An 18,022-nucleotide genomic window follows, 5' to 3' on the forward strand; every position below is an offset into this window, starting at 1 on the left:
TATTCACTCTGGAGGGTGAATGGATAAGCCATTTGCCCGTAATATTCCCCCATTGCCTTTACTCTGCATTACGATTCATTTACCGAGAGTTGAGAATCCCGCCGCTGCACAGCCGTGACCCACGGCCGCGACCCCACGTTCCGCGACCGCGCTGCCCCGGAGGAGACGGGAAACCATGTCTGCCTGCGTCCCCACCCGCACCGACCGCTCTTCACGTACTAACCCCAGCCGGCGGCCACACGGCCCCCCGCCCCAGGGCAGCCGGCGCTTCCGCCGCCTGGGTCCCGACCCGGGCGCCGATCTGTCCGCCTCGATCGCCGTCTTCCTGATCGCGCTGCCCCTGTCCCTCGGCATCGCCCTCGCCACCGGCGCTCCGCTCCAGGCCGGCCTGGTGGCAGCCGCCGTCGGCGGGATCGTCGCGGGTCGGCTCGGCGGCGCGCCCCTGCAGGTCAGCGGGCCTGCCGCCGGACTCACCGTGGTCACGGCCGAGTTGATCCAGTGGTACGGCTGGCGCACCACCTGCGCCATCACCGTGCTCGCCGGAGTCGCGCAACTCGGCCTGGCCTTCCTGCGGACCGCCCGGTCCGCACTGATGGTCAGCCCCGCGATCGTGCACGGGATGCTCGCGGGCATCGGCGTCACCATCGCCCTCGCCCAGCTGCACATCGTGCTCGGCGGCATCCCGCAGAGCTCCGCCGTGGACAACGTCCTCGGACTGCCGGCCCAGTTGGCCGACCTGCACCCGGTGGCGCTGGGCGTCAGCGCGCTCACCGTCCTCGTCCTGCTGTCCTGGCCGCGCATCCCCGGCCGTACCGGACGGCACCTGAGGAAAGTGCCGGCCGCTCTCGCGGCCGTGGGCACCGCGACCGCTGTCGCCGCACTGACCGGACTGAGCCTGCCGCGGGTGGACCTGCCGTCCTGGCGCAGCCACGCCCTGCCCGAGCTGCCACAGGGAGCGGTACTCGGAATCCTCGCCGCCGTCCTCACCATCACCCTGGTCGGCAGCGTCGAATCACTGCTGTCCGCGGTGGCCACCGACAAGCTGGTGGCCGCCCGCAAGGCTCCCGCGTCCCCTCCCCGCGCTGCCCAGGCTGCCCAGGCCCGACAGGCCGTCAGGCCGCCGCGCACGGACCTCGACCGGGAACTGCGCGGGCAGGGCGCCGCGAACATCGTCTCCGGTGCCCTCGGTGGACTGCCGGTCACCGGAGTCGCCGTGCGCAGTGTGGCGAACGTCAACGCCGGTGCGGTGAGCCGCAGATCGACGATGCTGCACGGCGTGTGGGTGGTGCTCGCGGCGGGGCTGTTCGTGCCCGTACTCGATCTGATCCCTCTCGCCGCACTGGCAGCGCTGGTGATGGTCGTCGGCTTCCAGATGGTCAACATCACGCACATGCGCAGCGTCACCCGCCACCGCGAAGTGCTGGTGTACGCGTCCACTGGCGTCGCCGTCGTGTTCGCCGGAGTGCTGGAGGGGGTCGCCGTCGGGATCGCCGTGGCCGTGTCGGTCGCCCTGCACCGGCTGGCGAGAACCCGGATCACATCCGAGGTACGGGACGGGGTCCACCGGATTCGCGCGCGCGGGCAGTTGACGTTCCTGGCGGTCCCCCGGCTGAGCCGGGCACTGAACCAGGTCCCGCAGGGTGCCGACGCGATCGTCGAACTCGACGGGTCCTTCATGGACCACGCGGCGTACGAGACTCTGCAGGGCTGGCAGGACGCGCATATCGCGCAGGGCGGCGCGGTCGAGGTCACCGGCCGGGCGGGCACCCGGATCGCCGAGCCCGGCCGGGACGCGCACACCTGCTGCCGGCCCTGGACCCCCTGGCGCAACCACTGCGATCACAAGGCCCTGGCCCCGACAGACCAGGCCATAACCCCCGCTTCCGCTTCCCCTTCCCCCTCCACCCACGGCTCCCCGAAGCCTCGCGGTCAACTGGCCAGTGGCATCAGCGCGTTCCAGCGCGACACCGCGCCCCTCGTCCGCAGCGAACTAGCCCGACTGGCGCGCGAGGGACAGCGGCCCTCGCAGCTCTTTCTCACCTGCGCCGACTCACGACTGGTCACCAGCATGATCACCTCCAGCGGTCCGGGCGATCTGTTCACCGTGCGCAATGTGGGAAACCTGGTGCCGCTGCCGGGCGCCGAGTCGACAGACGACTCGGTCGCCGCCGCCATCGAGTACGCGGTGGACGTACTGAAGGTGAACAGCATCACCGTCTGCGGGCACTCCGGGTGCGGGGCGATGCAGGCGTTGCTGAACGCCACACCCCGCATGCCGCAGACCCCGTTGTTCCGCTGGCTGCGGCACGGGCTGCCCAGCCTGGACCGGATGGCAAGCCGGCATCACGCCTGGGCGCGGATCTCCGGCCGGGCCGCGGCCGACGCGGCCGAGCAGCTCTGCCTGACCAATGTGGTCCAGCAGTTGGAGCATCTGCGCGCCCACGAATCGGTGGCGCGACGTCTCGCGGAGGGCACGCTCGAGCTGCACGGGATGTACTTCCATGTCGGCGAGGCTCAGGCCTATCTGCTCTCCCACCAAGATGCGGTGTTCGACAGCGTCGCGCCGGCGGCGTTCGCGGAAACACCCGCCTGAACTGGCTGAACCGTCCTCCCGCCCCGTCCGTGAGACCGTATGGCCTCTCTCCTGCGCCGCCCGGCAGAGGAGAGGCCGTACCCCGTAGTCAGCCCTCCGGAAGAACACAGGTCTAAACCAATTTTCGGTAGACCCTTGCCACCTGGGCATCGGACTGATGAGCTATGACCCGGGACACAACGGACACCCTGGGAAAGGGAGATGTCGTGAGCAACGAAAGCCTGGCCAACCTGCTCAAGGAGGAGCGGCGGTTCGCGCCGCCGTCCGGACTGGCCGCCCACGCCAACGTCACGGCGGCGGCATACGAACAGGCCGAGGCGGACAGGCTGGGCTTCTGGGCCGAGCAGGCCCGGCGGCTGACCTGGGCCACCGAGCCGACAGAGACCCTGGACTGGTCGAACCCGCCCTTCGCGAAGTGGTTCGCCGACGGCAAGCTCAATGTCACGTACAACTGCGTGGACCGCCATGTCGAGGCCGGCAACGGCGACCGCGTGGCCATCCACTTCGAGGGTGAGCCCGGCGACAGCCGCGCGATCACCTACGCCGAGCTCAAGGACGAGGTCTCCAAGGCCGCCAACGCCCTGACCGAGCTGGGTGTCGAGGCGGGCGACCGGGTCGCGGTCTACCTGCCGATGATCCCCGAGGCCGTCATCGCGATGCTGGCCTGCGCCCGCGTCGGCGCCGCGCACTCGGTGGTCTTCGGCGGCTTCTCGGCCGACGCCGTCGCCTCCCGCATCCAGGACGCCGACGCCAAGCTGGTCATCACCGCGGACGGTGGCTACCGGCGCGGCAAGCCCACCGCGCTCAAGCCGGCCATCGACGAGGCCGTCGCCAAGTGCCCGCAGGTCAAGAACGTCCTGGTGGTACGGCGCACAGGCCAGGAGACCGCCTTCGCCGAGGGCCGGGACCTCTGGTGGGACGAGTTTGTCGGGCAGCAGCCGGCCGAGCACACCCCCGAGGCGTTCGAGGCGGAGCACCCGCTCTTCATCCTGTACACCTCCGGTACGACGGGTAAGCCGAAGGGCATCCTGCACACCTCCGGCGGCTACCTCACGCAGACGTCGTACACGCACCACGCGGTCTTCGACCTCAAGCCGGAGTCCGACGTCTACTGGTGCACCGCGGACATCGGCTGGGTGACCGGCCACTCATACATCGTCTACGGGCCGCTGGCCAACGGCGCGACCCAGGTCATCTACGAGGGCACACCGGACACCCCGCACCAGGGCCGGTTCTGGGAAATCATCCAGAAGTACGGCGTGACGATCCTCTACACCGCGCCGACCGCCATCCGTACGTTCATGAAGTGGGGAGACGACATCCCCGCCAAGTTCGACCTGTCCTCGCTGCGCGTCCTCGGCTCGGTCGGCGAGCCGATCAACCCTGAGGCCTGGATCTGGTACCGCGAGCACATCGGCGCCGGCAAGACCCCGATCGTCGACACGTGGTGGCAGACCGAGACCGGCGCGATGATGATCTCGCCGCTGCCGGGTGTCACCGAGACCAAGCCCGGCTCGGCCCAGCGCGCGCTGCCCGGCATCTCGGCCACCGTCGTGAACGACGAGGCGAACGAGGTCCCGGACGGTGGCGGCGGCTACCTCGTCATCACCGAGCCGTGGCCGTCGATGCTCCGTACGATCTGGGGCGACGACCAGCGCTTCATCGACACCTACTGGTCGCGTTTCCAGGGCAAGTACTTCGCAGGCGACGGCGCCAAGAAGGACGAGGACGGCGACATCTGGCTGCTCGGCCGGGTCGACGACGTGATGCTGGTGTCCGGCCACAACATCTCGACCACCGAGGTCGAATCCGCGCTCGTCTCGCACCCCAAGGTCGCCGAGGCGGCGGTCGTGGGGGCCGCGGACGAGACGACCGGTCAGGCCATCGTCGCCTTCGTCATCCTGCGCGGTACGGCATCGGAGGACGAGAACCTCGTCAACGACCTGCGCAACCACGTCGGCGCGACCCTCGGCCCGATCGCCAAGCCCAAGCGGATCCTCCCGGTGGCCGAGCTGCCGAAGACCCGCTCGGGCAAGATCATGCGCCGGCTGCTGCGCGATCTCGCGGAGAACCGGGAGCTGGGAGACGTCACCACACTCACCGACTCCTCGGTCATGGACCTGATCCAGAACAAGCTGCCGAGCGCGACCGCGGAGGACTGATCCGGCAACACCACAGAGGGCATCCGGCGCCGCGCGCCGGATGCCCTCTGTGTACTTAAGGTGATATTTGCCAGCTGCGCCCTTGTGCGCCCCGGGTAAAGTAAGCACCGCGTCAACATCGCGACAAGAATTTCATCAGGGTGCGCCGGGAAGTCTGGTCGGCAACTGTTTTGCCATGCAATCTGCCGAACCGACCGGAGGTCTCCACCCGTGGCCGCGCCCACCCCCACGCCCCGCAAGTTCCTCGGCCGGCTCTCCCTCCCCGAGCGAACGTTCGTCGCAGACGCGCTGCGTGCCGAGACCGTCGGCGGCGTTCTCCTTCTCGTGGCCGCGATCGCCGCCATCATCTGGGCGAACACCCCCTTGCAGGACAGCTACGAAAGCACACGCGGCTTCCACATCGGCCCCGCGTCGCTCGGGCTCGACCTCTCCCTCCAGCACTGGGCGGCCGACGGCCTCCTCGCCGTCTTCTTCTTCGTCGCCGGCATCGAGCTCAAGCGTGAGCTGGTCGCGGGCGAACTGCGCGACCCCAAAGCCGCCGCCCTCCCCGTCATCGCCGCGATCTGCGGCATGGCCGCGCCGGCCGGCGTGTACGTCCTGGTCAACACGCTCGGCGACGGGTCGCTGGACGGCTGGGCGGTCCCGACCGCCACGGACATCGCCTTCGCCCTCGCCGTGCTCGCGGTCATCGGCACCTCACTGCCGTCCGCGCTCCGCGCCTTCCTGCTCACGCTCGCCGTCGTCGACGACCTCTTCGCGATCCTGATCATCGCGGTCTTCTTCACCAAGGAGATCGACTTCACGGCGCTGGGCGGCGCCGCGGTGGGCCTCGCCGTCTTCTGGCTACTGCTGCGCAAGGGCGTACGCGGCTGGTACCTCTACATCCCGCTCGCCCTCGTCATCTGGGGCCTGATGTACAACAGCGGGGTCCACGCCACCATCGCCGGTGTCGCCATGGGCCTGATGCTCCGCTGCACCCGGCACGAGGGCGAGACGCACTCCCCCGGCGAGCACATCGAGCACCTCGTGCGCCCCCTGTCGGCAGGCCTCGCCGTACCGCTGTTCGCGCTGTTCTCCGCCGGGGTGTCCGTCTCCGGCAGGGCCCTGACCGACGTGTTCACCCGGCCCGAGACCCTTGGCGTCGTTCTCGGCCTGGTCGTGGGCAAGACGATAGGCATCTTCGGCGGCACTTGGCTGGCCGCCCGCTTCACCAGGGCGGAGCTCAACGAGGACCTCGCGTGGCCCGATGTGCTGGCCGTCGCCTCCCTCGCCGGGATCGGCTTCACCGTCTCGCTGCTGATCGGTGAACTCGCCTTCGCCGAGGACCCGGGGCTCGCCGACGAGGTGAAGGCCGCCGTGCTGCTGGGCTCGCTCATCGCCGCCGTACTCGCCGCGATCCTGCTCAAGCTGCGCGACCGCAAGTACCGCGCGCTCACCACGGAGGAGGAACGCGACGACGACCTGGACGGCATCCCCGACATCTACGAGCTGGACAATCCCGAGTACCACCTGCGGATGGCCGCGATCTACGAGAAGAAGGCCGCCGAGCACCGCCGGATGGCGGAAGTGACGGCAGGAGCGGGCAAGGACGGCGACAGTCCGGCATGATCGGACATCAGATCCGTAGCTGACAGGCCCGTAGCTGACAGGCCCGTAGCAGACGGGCCCGTAGCAGACAGCCCGTGGCAGACAGGCTGAGAAGAGGAGAGAGCTGATGAGCGCAGCGGACCAAGAGGCCGAGCGCAGTCTCGGCCAGCTGGTCGCCTCGGCCACCGCCGAGATGTCCGCCCTGGTGCACGACGAGATCGCACTGGCCAAGGCCGAACTGCGGCAGGACGTCAAGCGGGCGGGTATCGGGGGCACCGCGTTCGGTATCGCGGGAGTGCTCGCCCTCTTCTCCCTGCCCGTGCTGAGCTTCGCCGCCGCGTACGGCATCCACAACCTGGGACTCGGCCTGGCCTGGTCGTTCCTGATCGTGGGCGTAGTGTTTCTGCTGATCGCCGCGCTGGCCGCACTGCTCGCCGTGTCCAAGTTCAAGAAGGTCAAGCCGCCGGAGAAGTCCATCGCCTCGGCCAAGCAGACCGCCGCCGTCCTGGGGACCGTCAAGCCGCATCCCCGTCCCGTCACCAGCATCGCGGTCAGTGACCGGCCGGTGGCTGTGGCACGCTCATCTTCATGACGGCCCCTGATTCCGGCTCCGGTACACCTTCCTCTGTCGTCCGTCTCGACGGTCCCTGGACCCACCGTGACGTCGCGGCCAATGGTGCGCGCTTCCATATCGCCGAGCTGGGTGACGGGCCGCTGGTGCTACTGCTGCATGGCTTCCCGCAGTTCTGGTGGTCCTGGCGACACCAGCTGACCGCGCTCGCCGACGCCGGTTTCCGGGCAGTGGCGATGGACCTGCGCGGGGTAGGCGGCAGCGACCGTACGCCCCGGGGTTACGACCCGGCGAACCTCGCCCTGGACATCACCGGGGTCGTCCGCTCACTCGGCGAACCGGACGCGGCGCTCGTCGGCCACGACCTGGGCGGATACCTCGCCTGGACCGCGGCCGTGATGCGGCCCAAGCTGGTGCGCCGGCTGGCGATCTCGTCCATGCCGCATCCGCGCCGCTGGCGGTCCGCGATGCTCTCCGACTTCAAGCAGACCGCGGCGGGGTCGTACGTCTGGGGCTTCCAGCGGCCGTGGCTCCCGGAGCGTCAGCTCGTCGCCGACGACGGGGCCCTGGTGGGCGACCTCATCCGCGACTGGTCCGGGCCGCGGCTGCCCGACGAGGAAGCCGTCGAGGTCTACCGGCGCGCGATGTGCATCCCTTCGACGGCGCACTGCTCGATCGAGCCGTACCGCTGGATGGTCCGCTCGATGGCACGGCCCGACGGGATCCAGTTCAACCGCCGGATGAAGCGGCCGGTGCGGGTCCCGACTCTGCACCTGCACGGCTCGCTGGACCCGGTGCTGCGTACGCGCAGCGCGGCCGGTTCCGGGGAGTACGTGGAAGCGCCCTACCGGTGGCGGCTGTTCGACGGCCTGGGGCACTTTCCGCACGAGGAGGATCCCGTGGCCTTCTCGACCGAGCTCGTAAACTGGCTCAAGGACCCCGAACCGGACCGTTGAGTTCAGGTGAAGCGGGGGAACGGTTGTCTGACGAACAGCCAAATGCCTCGCGCATAGGCCAATTGGCCGTCTCCAAGGCGGTTACCGACCTTGAGGCACGGGCAGACGTCGGGGTATGGGCTGGACGCACGACTACGGTGACGCACCACGCAACCGCCGCTCGGCCACGTCGCTGAGCACCTACGAGAGGGGCGGCCCGCAAGATCAGGGCCATGATCCCCGGCTCGGTATTCCGCGCATCCTCCGCCGCCGGGCCCGCTGGGTCTCGGCGCGCCTGCGTCAGCCTCGCGGCTGAGGCCACTGAGGCGGGCTGAGGCGACTGAGGCCGCACAGACGCCTCAGACGCCTCAGAGCGCGCAGCCCTGACTGTCGACCTGCTGGTTCGCGGCGAGGCCGAGCTGGATGTCCTCGCGGACCTCGTCGATGGTCAGCGCGTACCCGGTGTCGGGGTCGTCCAGCGACTTCGCGAACACGACGCCGTACACCTGGCCGTCGGGCGTCAGCAGCGGACCGCCGGAGTTGCCCTGGCGGACCGTCGCGAAGAGCGAGTAGACGTCACGCTGCACCGTGCCGCGGTGGTAGATGTCCGGACCGTTGGCATTGATACGGCCGCGGACGCGGGCGGCCCGGACGTCGTACGAGCCGTTCTCCGGGAAGCCCGCCACGATCGCGCTGTTCCCGCTGCGCGCGTCGGCCTCGGCGAACTGCAGCGGCGGCGCCTTGAGCGTCGGCACGTCCAGGACCGCGATGTCGCGCTGCCAGTCGTAGAGCACGACCTTCGCGTCGTACAGCTTGCCCTCGCCGCCTATCTGGACGGTCGGCTCGTCGACGCCGCCGACCACATGTGCGTTGGTCATGACCCTGCGGTCGGCGAAGACGAAGCCGGTGCCTTCCAGCACCTTGCTGCAGCTCGTCGCCGTACCGACCACCTTGACGATGGACTGCTTGGCTCGGGCCGCCACCGGGCTGTTCGCCAGCGCCGGGTCCGGGGCCTGGACCTCGGTGATGGGCTCGTTGGAGAAGGGACTGAAGACCTGTGGAAAGCCGTTCTGCGCGAGGACCGAGCTGAAATCCGTGAACCAGGTGTTGGCCTGTTCGGGCATCACCTGTGAGACGCCCAGCAGCACCTTGGAGTTACGGACCTCCTTGCCCAGCGTCGGCAGGGAGGTGCCCGCGAGGGCTGAGCCGATCAGCCAGGCCACCAGCAGCATCGCCACGACGTTCACCAGCGCGCCGCCGGTCGCGTCCACAGCCCGCGCCGGCGACCAGGTGATGTGCCGTCTGAGTCTGTTGCCGAGATGCGTGGTGAAGGCCTGGCCGACCGAGGCGCACACGATGACGATCACGATCGCGACGACGGCCGCGGTCATGGACACCTCGGACTCGTTGGTCAGCTGGTCCCAGATCAGTGGGAGCAGGTAGACGGCGACGAGTCCGCCGCCGAGGAACCCGATCACCGACAGGATGCCCACGACGAAGCCCTGGCGGTAGCCCACGATCGCGAACCACACGGCGGCGACCAGCAACAGAATGTCGAGCACGTTCACGTGGGCCACCGTCTCATGCGCGCCAGTCGAGCGGGACCTGCTTGGCGCGGTCCCACGGCCGCTCCCAGCCCGCGAAGTACAGAATCCGGTCGATCAGCCCGGCGGTGAACCCCCAGACGAGAGCCGATTCGACTAGAAATGCGGGGCCTTGGTGGCCGCGTGGATGCACACACGTCACGCGGTTGTCCGGATCCGTGAGATCCGCCACGGGCACCGTGAAAACCCTGGCCGTCTCGGCCGGATCGACCACGCGCACCGGGGTCGGCTCGCGCCACCAGCCGAGGACGGGGGTCACGACAAAGCCGCTCACGGGGATGTAGAGGCGGGGCAGCACGCCGAAGAGCTGGACACCCGCCGGATCCAGCCCGGTCTCCTCCTGAGCCTCGCGCAGCGCCGCCCGCAGCGGGCCGGCGGTCCCCGGATCGCCGTCCTCCGGATCCAGCGCACCGCCGGGGAAGGAGGGCTGGCCCGCGTGCGACCGCAGGCTGCTCGCACGCTCCATCAGCAGCAGATCGGGACCCGACTCGCCCTCCCCGAACAGGATGAGCACGGCGGACTGCCGGCCCAGGCCGCTCTCCGGGGGCAGAAAGCGGCTGAGCTGCTGCGGCTGCACGCTCTCCGCGGCACGCGCCACCGGGGTCAGCCACTCGGGCAGACCCCGGCTCGTCACGGCGACCTCGCCGTCGTACGTCTCGCTAGCGCGTGTCATAGGCACCCCCGTCGTCTGTCACAACGCCCGGCGTCCGGCAGATCGTTCCGCTCGCACCGTCACCCTTCAAGCGTCACCCGCCTCCGACGGGGCCATCGGCTTCGCCGCGATCCCGCCCGATTCCAGATACGCCTGCGGCGGGCTCAGTCGCTGGCCCGGGTAGCCGCCCATTTCGTACTTCAGGAGCTTCTTCGCCTTCTCCGGGTCCGTCTCGCCCTCGCCGTACGACGGGCAGAGCGGCGCGATCGGGCAGGCGCCGCAGGCGGGCTTGCGGGAGTGGCAGATCCGGCGGCCGTGGAAGATCACCCGATGCGAAAGCATCGTCCACTCACCCTTGGGGAAGATCGCGGCGATCTCCGCCTCGATCTTCACGGGGTCCTCCTGATCGGTCCACTTCCAGCGCCGCACCAGCCGCGCGAAGTGGGTGTCGACCGTGATCCCGGGGACGCCGAAGGCATTGCCGAGCACGACGAAGGCCGTCTTGCGGCCCACGCCCGGCAGCGTGACCAGGTCGTCGAGGCGGCCCGGCACATTGCCGCCGAAGTTGTCCCGCAGGGCCGCGGAAAGGCCCATGAGCGACTTGGCCTTCGCCCGGAAGAAGCCGGTCGGCCGGATGAGCTCCTCCAGCTCCTCCGGGACCGCGGCCGCCATGTCCTCCGGCGTCGGATACGCGGCGAAGAGGGCGGGGGTGGTCTGGTTGACCCGGAGATCGGTGGTCTGGGCGGACAGAACCGTCGCCACCAGGAGCTCGAAGGGGTTCCGGAAGTCGAGCTCCGGATGGGCGTACGGATAGACCTCGGCCAGCTCCCGATTGATCCTGCGCGCCCGGCGGACCATGGCTAGCCTGGATTCCGGTTTAGACTGTTTTGTCGCCCTTTCGATGGGCGTTGCCTTCTTCGCGGGCTTACGTTCGCCCACAGCGGAATCGCGGCCTGCGTTCACTCGCGCGGCCCCTTTGGCCTGTGCTCTCACCGGCGTATTGGACACCCGGCCAGCCTAAAGGCAGGGACTGACATTCGCCCCGGCCCTAGCCGAACACCACTCCAATTGGCCCCCTGCCGCACAGCACGCCACACACGTCCGGCAAACTTGTGATTGATCGCACTGTTTGAACCGTCCGGCAAAATGGGGACCACGGTCCCCTGAGCAGGTCGACATAGGAGAGAACTCGTGGACGACGTTCTGCGGCGCGCCCCGCTCTTCGCGGCGCTCGATGACGAGCAGGCCGCGGAGCTCCGCGCCTCGATGAGCGAGGTGACCCTCGCACGCGGCGACGCCCTGTTCCACGAGGGCGACCCCGGAGACCGGCTGTATGTCGTCACCGAGGGCAAGGTGAAGCTGCACCGCACTTCCCCCGACGGCCGCGAGAACATGCTGGCCGTCCTCGGCCCCGGCGAGCTGATCGGCGAGCTGTCGCTCTTCGACCCGGGCCCCCGTACCGCCACCGCCACCGCGCTGACCGAGGTCAAGCTGCTCGGCCTCGGCCACGGCGACCTCCAGCCCTGGCTGAACGTTCGCCCCGAAGTGGCCACGGCCCTGCTCCGCGCGGTCGCCCGCCGGCTGCGCAAGACCAACGACCAGATGTCCGACCTGGTCTTCTCCGATGTGCCCGGCCGCGTGGCCCGCGCGCTCCTCGACCTGTCGCGCCGCTTCGGCGTGCAGTCGGAGGAGGGCATCCACGTGGTGCACGACCTCACGCAGGAAGAGCTGGCCCAGCTGGTCGGCGCCTCCCGCGAGACAGTCAACAAGGCCCTCGCCGACTTCGCCGGGCGCGGCTGGCTGCGCCTGGAGGCGCGTGCGGTGATCCTGCTGGACGTGGAGCGCCTCGCGAAGCGTTCACGCTGACACCGCGCAGAGCGGCTCGTACGTACGAAGCAGAGCGGCTCGTACGTACGAAGGGGCGCCCCGCCAAGCGTTCGGCGGGGCGCCCCTTCGTACGTACGACCGGAGCCCGGGGCGCCTCAGCGCTTGGAGCCGTCCACGATCACCGGCGTGCCGCTGCCCGACCCACAGGGCACCGCGTACACCGGATTCTTCTGCGCGGCTTCCTTGAACGCCTCGATGCACTGGTTGAACAGCACCTTGTCGCTCAGCGACTCGTTCAGGATCTTGTTGGCCTTCGCGATGCTCTCTGCCTCGATCCGGCGGCGCTCCGCCTCGGCCTTGGCCGTACGGGAGGCCTCGGTCGCCCGCTCGGTGGACTGCTGTTGCTGGATCTTGCGGTCGATCTGGCTCTGCAGCTGGTCGGAGGGCTTCACATTGCGCAGGTTCACGGTCGTGACGGCGATCCCACGCGGCGCGAGCCGCTCCTTGATCAGCTCGGCGATCTCGGTGTTGATCTTCTCGCGGGCGGTGGCGTAGCCCTGCTCGCTGGTGTGCCGGGCGAAGACGTTGCGGACGATCTCCCGGCTGTCGGGGTAGACGAGCCGCTGCTGGATGGCCGACTCACTGCCCGCGAGCCGGTACAGCTCCACGGCCTTGGACGGGGTCACCGCCCACTTCACGGTCACCTCCGCGTACATCACGCCGCCCTGCGAGGAGCGCACCTCGATCACGTCCTTGTCGGAGAGATTGAGATCCACCGGGCGGGTGGAGAAGGACGTGACGTTGGTGAACGGCGACTTGAGGTGCATACCCGACGTCATGGGCGTGCCAACCTTGCCGAAGGCCACCGGCACGCCGACCTCGTAGGCACTCACCACGTACAGGCAGCTGGCTATGGCGGCGAACACGCCGGCGACGAGAGTCGCCCAGGCGCCGGCCTTCAGTCCCTTGCCGTCGCGCGCACGGGCGACGAAGTACAGCACCACGGCGGCGATGACGAGCAGGATGGACAGCACGAACACAGCGGTTCCCCCCAGGAACGGCGAAAGATTGCGAACGGAGCGTAGGGCACGCGGGAGAACTCCGGGTCAGACACCCCCCTAGATCCAATACCGGCGATTTAGCCGGTATTGCCCCTAGATCAGTCCGTGCTCCTCCAGATACTCGAGCTGCGCGCGTACGGAGAGCTCGGCCGCCGGCCACAGCGAGCGGTCCACGTCCGCGTACACATGGGCCACCACCGCCGCCGGCGCCGAGTGGCCGTTCTCCACCGCCGTCTCGACCTGCGCCAGCCGGTGGGCGCGGTGGGCCAGGTAGAACTCGATCGCCCCCTGCGCGTCGTCGAGCACCGGCCCGTGGCCCGGCAGGACCGTGTGGACCCCGTCGTCGACGGTCAGCGAGCGCAGCCTGCGCAGCGAGTCGAGGTAGTCCCCGAGGCGGCCGTCGGGGTGCGCGACCATCGTCGTACCGCGGCCGAGCACCGTATCGCCCGTCAGCACCGCCCGGTCCGCGGGGAGATGAAAGCAGAGCGAATCGGACGTGTGGCCGGGAGTCGGCACCACCCGGAGCTCCAGGCCGCCGGTGGTGATCACGTTCCCGGCCGCCAGGCCCTCGTCACCGAGGCGCAGGGCGGGGTCGAGAGCACGTACCGGAGTGCGTGTCAGCTCGGCGAAACGCCCGGCGCCCGCCGCGTGGTCGGAATGGCCGTGGGTGAGGAGGGTGAGCGCGATCCGCTTGCCGGCCCTCTCGGCGGTGGCGATGACCGCCTGCAGATGTACGTCGTTCAGCGGGCCGGGGTCGATGACGACGGCCAGGTCGGAACCGGGCTCGGAGATGATCCACGTATTGGTGCCGTCGAGGGTCATCGCGGAGGCGTTGGGGGCCAGCACATTGACGGCCCGGCGGGTCGCGGGCCCGGAGAGGACACCGCCGCGCGGCTGTCCGGGGAGGGCTGTGGCGTCGGTCATGGGGTACCTCCAGCCGGGAGGCGTTTGGTGAATTCCTCGTGGCCCGGCCAGCTGAGCACCAGCTCGCCTTCCTCCAAGCGTGCCTCAGCCAGTACGGGTGTGAGGTCCTGGCCGGAAGCACCGGCCAGCGCCTCGGCGGCCGTGCCGTACGGCAGAAGCTCGCGCAGCGTCGAAATCGTCGGCGGCATCATCAGCAGCTCGCCCTTGTCGTACCCCTCGGCCGCCTCGGCAGGGCTGATCCACACCACCCGGTCCGCCTCGGTGGAGGCGTTACGGGTGCGCTGTCCCTCGGGCAGCGCGGCCACGAAGAACCAGGTGTCGTACCGGCGCGGCTCGAACTCGGGCGTGATCCAGCGCGCCCAGGCACCGAGCAGATCGGAGCGCAGCACCAGGTCCCGCCGGTCCAGGAAGTCCGCGAAGGACAGCTCGCGGGCGACGAGAGCGGCCCGGTCCGCCTCCCAGTCGTCGCCGGTGGTGTCGCTGACCACCGTGTCGGCCGTGTGTCCGGCGAGCAGGACGCCCGCCTCCTCGTACGTCTCGCGGACCGCCGCGCACACGATGGCCTGCGCGGAGGCGGTGTCCGTGCCCAGCCGCGCGGCCCAGTCGGCGAGTGAGGGCCCGGCCCAGCCGACCAGGTGGTCGTCGTCTCGGGGGTCCACACCGCCGCCGGGATACGCGTACGCGCCTCCGGCGAAGGCCATGGAGGCGCGTCTGCGCAGCATGTACACGGCGGGCCCGGCACTGGCGCCCGCGGGATCCGCGGAGTCGCGCAGCAGCATGACGGTGGCGGCCCGCCTGGGGGCCACCGGTGTGAGTTCACCGCTCGCGAGGGCGCGGATCCGGTCGGGCCATTCGGGCGGGTACCACTGACCATTGGACATGGCCGGATGCTATGCGCTGCCGCTGGGATGTTCGAGAGGCAACCTGCCGGGACGGGACCTTGCCCGCTGAGACGGCTGAGCCCGGCGCACGCTGAGCCCGGCGCACGCTGGGCTCAGCACCCGCTGAGCCCGGCACCCGCCGAGCCCGGTCAGCCCTGCGTCCGCTTCGCGCTCAGTCCTGGACGAGCTCGACCTGGACCTCGACCTCGACCGGCGCGTCCAGCGGCAGCACCATGACGCCCACCGCGCTCCGCGCGTGCACGCCCTTCTCGCCGAGGACTTCGCCCAGCAGCTCGCTCGCACCGTTGATCACGGCCGGCTGGCCGGTGAAGTCGTGGGCCGAGGCGACAAACCCGACCACCTTCACCACGCGCGCGATGCGGTCCAGGTCACCGGCGACCGACTTGACGGCGGCCAGGGCGTTCAGCGCGCAGATGCGCGCCAGGTCCTTGGCCTCCTCGGGGGTCACCTCGCCGCCGACCTTGCCGGTAACCGGAAGCTTGCCCTCCACCATGGGGAGCTGGCCCGACGTGTAGACGTACACGCCCGACCGGACGGCCGACTGGTACGCGGCCAGCGGCGGGACGACCGAGGGGAGGGTCAGGCCGAGTTCCGCGAGCTTGGCCTCGACGGCACCGGTGCCCGCGCTCATGCCTTCTCCCGCTTGAGGTAAGCCACCAGCTGCTCGGGGTTGTTCGGCCCGGGCACGACCTGGACGAGCTCCCAGCCGTCCTCGCCCCAGGTGTCCAGAATCTGCTTGGTCGCGTGCACGAGCAGCGGCACGGTCGAGTATTCCCACTTCGTCATGGAGCCGAGCGTAATGCCTGGGAAGGGCAGCCTCGTGCGTAGCCCGCGGCCCGACTGGTTAGGCTCGAAGACGTGAGCAGGCTCCAGGTCGTCAGCGGCAAGGGCGGTACCGGAAAGACCACGGTCGCCGCCGCACTCGCGCTCGCCCTCGCGACCGAGGGCAGACGCACACTTCTGGTGGAGGTGGAGGGCAGGCAGGGCATCGCGCAGCTCTTCGGGGCGGAGGCGCTCCCGTACGAGGAACGGAAAATCGCGGTCGCACCGGGCGGCGGCGAGGTGTTCGCGCTGGCCATCGACGCCGAGCGGGCACTTCTCGACTACCTCCAGATGTTCTACAAACTGGGCGGTGCGGGCCGGGCGCTGAAGAAACTCGGCGCGATCGACTTCGCGACGACCATCGCACCCGGCGTACGGGACGTGCTGCTGACGGGCAAGGCCTGCGAGGCCGTCCGCCGCAGGACACCTCCCGACTCGAAGCACGGTCAGGGCAAGTACGCGTACGACTACGTGGTGATGGACGCCCCGCCCACGGGCCGCATCACCCGCTTCCTGAACGTGAACGACGAGGTGGCGGGCCTGGCTAAGTTCGGCCCGATACACAACCAGGCGCAGGCCGTGATGCGGGTCCTCAAGTCGCCCGAGACGGCTGTCCATCTCGTCACCCTGCTCGAGGAGATGCCGGTCCAGGAGACCGCCGACGGCGTCGCCGAGCTGCGCGCCGCCGAACTGCCCGTCGGCCGGGTCGTGGTGAATATGGTCCGGCCGCATCTGCTCGACGAGGAGGCCCTGCAGTCCGCGGCCGGCAACCGGCGCGCGGACGTGGCCAAGGCGCTCTCCCAGGCCGGGCTGGGCGGGGCGCGCCGTGGCGGTCTCGCCGAGCGGCTCGTGGACCCGCTGCTGGAACAGGCCAAGGAGCACGCCGAGCGGGTCGAGCTGGAGCGCGACCAGCGGTCCGCGCTGGACCGGCTGGGCGTACCGGCGTACGAACTTCCGCTCATCGGCGAGGGCATGGACCTCGCGGGGCTCTACCGACTGGCAACGGAACTGCGGAAGCAAGGGACTTCATGACTCTGGACGCTGCGCCCCTGCTCGAGGTCGACCCACTGCTGGATGATCCTGGTACCCGGATCATCGTGTGCTGCGGGGCCGGCGGAGTCGGCAAGACCACGACCGCGGCGGCCCTGGGAGTACGGGCGGCCGAGCGCGGGCGCAAGGTCGTGGTCCTCACGATCGACCCGGCCCGCCGGCTCGCCCAGTCCATGGGCATCGACTCGCTCGACAATGTGCCACGTCGGGTGAAGGGCATCGACGGGGGCGCGGGCGGAAGCGCCGGCGGCGAGGGCCAGGGCGAACTGCACGCCATGATGCTCGACATGAAGCGGACCTTCGACGAGATCGTCGAGGCGCACGCGGACGGCGAGCGGGCCCGCGCGATCCTGGAGAACCCCTTCTACCAGTCCCTGTCGGCCGGCTTCGCGGGCACGCAGGAGTACATGGCGATGGAGAAGCTCGGGCAGCTCAGGGCCCGCGACGAGTGGGACCTGATCGTCGTGGACACCCCGCCGAGCCGGTCCGCGCTGGACTTCCTGGACGCTCCGAAGCGGCTGGGGTCCTTCCTGGACGGCAAGTTCATCAGGGTGCTGATGGCGCCCGCGAAGGTGGGCGGCCGGGCCGGGATGAAGTTCCTCAATGTCGGCATGTCGATGATGACCGGCACGCTGGGCAAGCTGCTGGGGGGTCAGCTGCTGCGTGACGTACAGACGTTCGTGACCGCCATGGACACCATGTTCGGCGGCTTCCGGACCCGCGCCGACGCCACCTACCGGCTGCTCCAGGCGCCCGGCACGGCGTTCCTCGTGGTCGCCGCGCCCGAGCCGGACGCGCTGCGGGAGGCGGCGTACTTCGTGGAGCGGCTGGCCGCCGAGGACATGCCGCTCGCCGGTCTCGTACTGAACCGGGTGCACGGCAGCGGCGCCGCCCAGCTGTCGGCCGAGCGGGCGCTTGCCGCCGCAGAAAATCTTGACGAGAGCCGCATGGTGGATCAGGAGGCTGGGAAGGCTGGTGGGGGTGACCCCACCGTCACCGACCCTGGCTCGGTCACCGACCCCCACCCGGTCACCGATGCCGACCCCTCACCCGTCACGGACTCCGCCACCGAGACGGACACCATCGGCCGACCCGACGAGTCTGCCGTCGAGCCTTCCGTCGAGCAGCTGACGGCAGGCCTGCTGCGACTGCACGCCGAGCGCATGCATGTCATCACGCGTGAACAGCGAACGCGTGACCGCTTCACCTCGCTCCACCCCGAAGTGGGGGTGGCCGAAGTGGCCGCCCTCGCCGGTGATGTGCACGACCTCACCGGTCTGCGGGCCATCGGTGACCTGCTCGCGACCGGTCGCCCGGCCTGAGCTCTCAGCA

17 protein-coding genes are annotated in these 18,022 nt (G+C 69.8%); 9 read left to right on the forward strand and 8 right to left on the reverse strand.

All coding sequences use genetic code 11. The features are described 5' to 3' along the window. Window positions 1-175 precede the first annotated feature (175 nt). The 6 genes from NLX86_RS19935 (at window position 176) to NLX86_RS19960 (ending at window position 8,164) form a co-directional block, all read left to right on the forward strand. Entirely contained in the window at window positions 176-2,593 is a 2,418-nt protein-coding gene (locus NLX86_RS19935) for a SulP family inorganic anion transporter (RefSeq protein ID WP_308409615.1), read from the forward strand. A gap of 164 nt (window positions 2,594-2,757) precedes the next feature. Next, entirely contained in the window at window positions 2,758-4,755 is a 1,998-nt protein-coding gene (acs, locus tag NLX86_RS19940; RefSeq protein ID WP_254373089.1) for an acetate--CoA ligase, read from the forward strand. Between the two features lie 210 nt (window positions 4,756-4,965). Next, window positions 4,966-6,363 carry a Na+/H+ antiporter NhaA gene (gene nhaA, locus NLX86_RS19945; protein ID WP_254373090.1) on the forward strand — a complete coding sequence of 466 codons (1,398 nt, stop codon included), beginning with the start codon at window positions 4,966-4,968 and terminating at the stop codon, window positions 6,361-6,363. 106 nt (window positions 6,364-6,469) lie between these two features. After that, window positions 6,470-6,934 (forward strand): phage holin family protein, encoded by a 465-nt coding sequence (locus NLX86_RS19950; protein ID WP_254373091.1) that lies wholly within the window; start codon window positions 6,470-6,472, stop codon window positions 6,932-6,934. After that, entirely contained in the window at window positions 6,931-7,869 is a 939-nt protein-coding gene (locus NLX86_RS19955) for an alpha/beta fold hydrolase (protein WP_254373092.1), read from the forward strand. The genes NLX86_RS19950 and NLX86_RS19955 overlap by 4 nt, the downstream gene beginning before the upstream one ends. A 115-nt stretch (window positions 7,870-7,984) precedes the next feature. Beyond that, on the forward strand, window positions 7,985-8,164 hold the full coding sequence (locus NLX86_RS19960; RefSeq protein WP_254373093.1) for a hypothetical protein: 180 nt from the start codon (window positions 7,985-7,987) through the stop codon (window positions 8,162-8,164). 52 nt (window positions 8,165-8,216) lie between these two features. Here NLX86_RS19960 and NLX86_RS19965 read toward each other — a convergent pair whose 3' ends face one another. The 3 genes from NLX86_RS19965 to nth all read right to left on the reverse strand — a co-directional run bounded on the left by NLX86_RS19965 (window position 8,217) and on the right by nth (window position 11,007). After that, the gene (locus NLX86_RS19965) at window positions 8,217-9,416 is read right to left on the reverse strand and encodes a MarP family serine protease (RefSeq protein WP_254373094.1); all 1,200 of its coding nucleotides are present in this window, start codon (window positions 9,414-9,416) and stop codon (window positions 8,217-8,219) included. 13 nt (window positions 9,417-9,429) lie between these two features. Continuing rightward, entirely contained in the window at window positions 9,430-10,125 is a 696-nt protein-coding gene (locus NLX86_RS19970; protein WP_254373095.1) for a CoA pyrophosphatase, read from the reverse strand. Window positions 10,126-10,191: 66 nt separating this feature from the next. Further along, complete coding sequence (nth, locus tag NLX86_RS19975; RefSeq protein ID WP_254373125.1) at window positions 10,192-11,007, reverse strand: endonuclease III; 816 nt, start codon at window positions 11,005-11,007, stop codon at window positions 10,192-10,194. A gap of 288 nt (window positions 11,008-11,295) precedes the next feature. Between nth and NLX86_RS19980 the strand changes: the two genes are divergently transcribed. Continuing rightward, window positions 11,296-11,970 (forward strand): Crp/Fnr family transcriptional regulator, encoded by a 675-nt coding sequence (locus NLX86_RS19980; RefSeq protein WP_123460131.1) that lies wholly within the window; start codon window positions 11,296-11,298, stop codon window positions 11,968-11,970. A 116-nt stretch (window positions 11,971-12,086) separates the two neighbouring features. On the opposite strand, the gene NLX86_RS19985 is transcribed toward NLX86_RS19980, so the two are convergent. The 5 genes from NLX86_RS19985 to NLX86_RS20005 all read right to left on the reverse strand — a co-directional run bounded on the left by NLX86_RS19985 (window position 12,087) and on the right by NLX86_RS20005 (window position 15,604). After that, entirely contained in the window at window positions 12,087-12,971 is an 885-nt protein-coding gene (locus tag NLX86_RS19985) for an SPFH domain-containing protein (protein ID WP_254373096.1), read from the reverse strand. A 114-nt stretch (window positions 12,972-13,085) separates the two neighbouring features. After that, window positions 13,086-13,916, reverse strand: coding sequence for an MBL fold metallo-hydrolase (locus NLX86_RS19990; protein WP_254373097.1), 831 nt, complete (start codon window positions 13,914-13,916; stop codon window positions 13,086-13,088). Continuing rightward, window positions 13,913-14,797, reverse strand: a complete 885-nt coding sequence (locus NLX86_RS19995) for an NUDIX domain-containing protein (RefSeq protein ID WP_254373098.1) — start codon at window positions 14,795-14,797, stop codon at window positions 13,913-13,915. The genes NLX86_RS19990 and NLX86_RS19995 overlap by 4 nt, the downstream gene beginning before the upstream one ends. Before the next feature lie 172 nt (window positions 14,798-14,969). Next, entirely contained in the window at window positions 14,970-15,449 is a 480-nt protein-coding gene (locus tag NLX86_RS20000; protein ID WP_254373099.1) for a RidA family protein, read from the reverse strand. Beyond that, window positions 15,446-15,604, reverse strand: a complete 159-nt coding sequence (locus NLX86_RS20005; protein ID WP_019063748.1) for a DUF4177 domain-containing protein — start codon at window positions 15,602-15,604, stop codon at window positions 15,446-15,448. The genes NLX86_RS20000 and NLX86_RS20005 overlap by 4 nt, the downstream gene beginning before the upstream one ends. Window positions 15,605-15,676: 72 nt before the next feature. Here NLX86_RS20005 and NLX86_RS20010 point away from each other — a divergent pair, with 72 nt between their 5' ends. Both NLX86_RS20010 and NLX86_RS20015 read left to right on the forward strand, forming a co-directional pair. Next, a complete protein-coding gene (locus tag NLX86_RS20010; protein ID WP_254373100.1) occupies window positions 15,677-16,672 on the forward strand; it encodes an ArsA-related P-loop ATPase in 996 nt (331 codons plus the stop codon). After that, on the forward strand, window positions 16,669-18,012 hold the full coding sequence (locus NLX86_RS20015) for an ArsA family ATPase (RefSeq protein ID WP_254373101.1): 1,344 nt from the start codon (window positions 16,669-16,671) through the stop codon (window positions 18,010-18,012). The genes NLX86_RS20010 and NLX86_RS20015 overlap by 4 nt, the downstream gene beginning before the upstream one ends. Window positions 18,013-18,022 lie beyond the last annotated feature (10 nt).

This window comes from Streptomyces sp. A3M-1-3, from assembly GCF_024213665.1.
Taxonomy (GTDB): domain Bacteria; phylum Actinomycetota; class Actinomycetes; order Streptomycetales; family Streptomycetaceae; genus Streptomyces.

Bases quoted from the DNA above. Each gene is read 5' to 3' on its own strand.
- acs (WP_254373089.1), top strand. From the start codon at position 2,758: ATGACCCGGGACACAACGGACACCCTGGGAAAGGGAGATGTCGTGAGC.
- NLX86_RS19950 (WP_254373091.1), top strand. From the start codon at position 6,470: ATGAGCGCAGCGGACCAAGAGGCCGAGCGCAGTCTCGGCCAGCTGGTC.
- NLX86_RS19995 (WP_254373098.1), bottom strand. From the start codon at position 14,797: ATGTCCAATGGTCAGTGGTACCCGCCCGAATGGCCCGACCGGATCCGC.
- NLX86_RS19990 (WP_254373097.1), bottom strand. From the start codon at position 13,916: ATGACCGACGCCACAGCCCTCCCCGGACAGCCGCGCGGCGGTGTCCTC.
- NLX86_RS19960 (WP_254373093.1), top strand. From the start codon at position 7,985: ATGGGCTGGACGCACGACTACGGTGACGCACCACGCAACCGCCGCTCG.
- NLX86_RS20000 (WP_254373099.1), bottom strand. From the start codon at position 15,449: ATGAGCGCGGGCACCGGTGCCGTCGAGGCCAAGCTCGCGGAACTCGGC.
- NLX86_RS19935 (WP_308409615.1), top strand. From the start codon at position 176: ATGTCTGCCTGCGTCCCCACCCGCACCGACCGCTCTTCACGTACTAAC.
- NLX86_RS20005 (WP_019063748.1), bottom strand. From the start codon at position 15,604: ATGACGAAGTGGGAATACTCGACCGTGCCGCTGCTCGTGCACGCGACC.
- NLX86_RS20015 (WP_254373101.1), top strand. From the start codon at position 16,669: ATGACTCTGGACGCTGCGCCCCTGCTCGAGGTCGACCCACTGCTGGAT.
- NLX86_RS19955 (WP_254373092.1), top strand. From the start codon at position 6,931: ATGACGGCCCCTGATTCCGGCTCCGGTACACCTTCCTCTGTCGTCCGT.
- NLX86_RS19970 (WP_254373095.1), bottom strand. From the start codon at position 10,125: ATGACACGCGCTAGCGAGACGTACGACGGCGAGGTCGCCGTGACGAGC.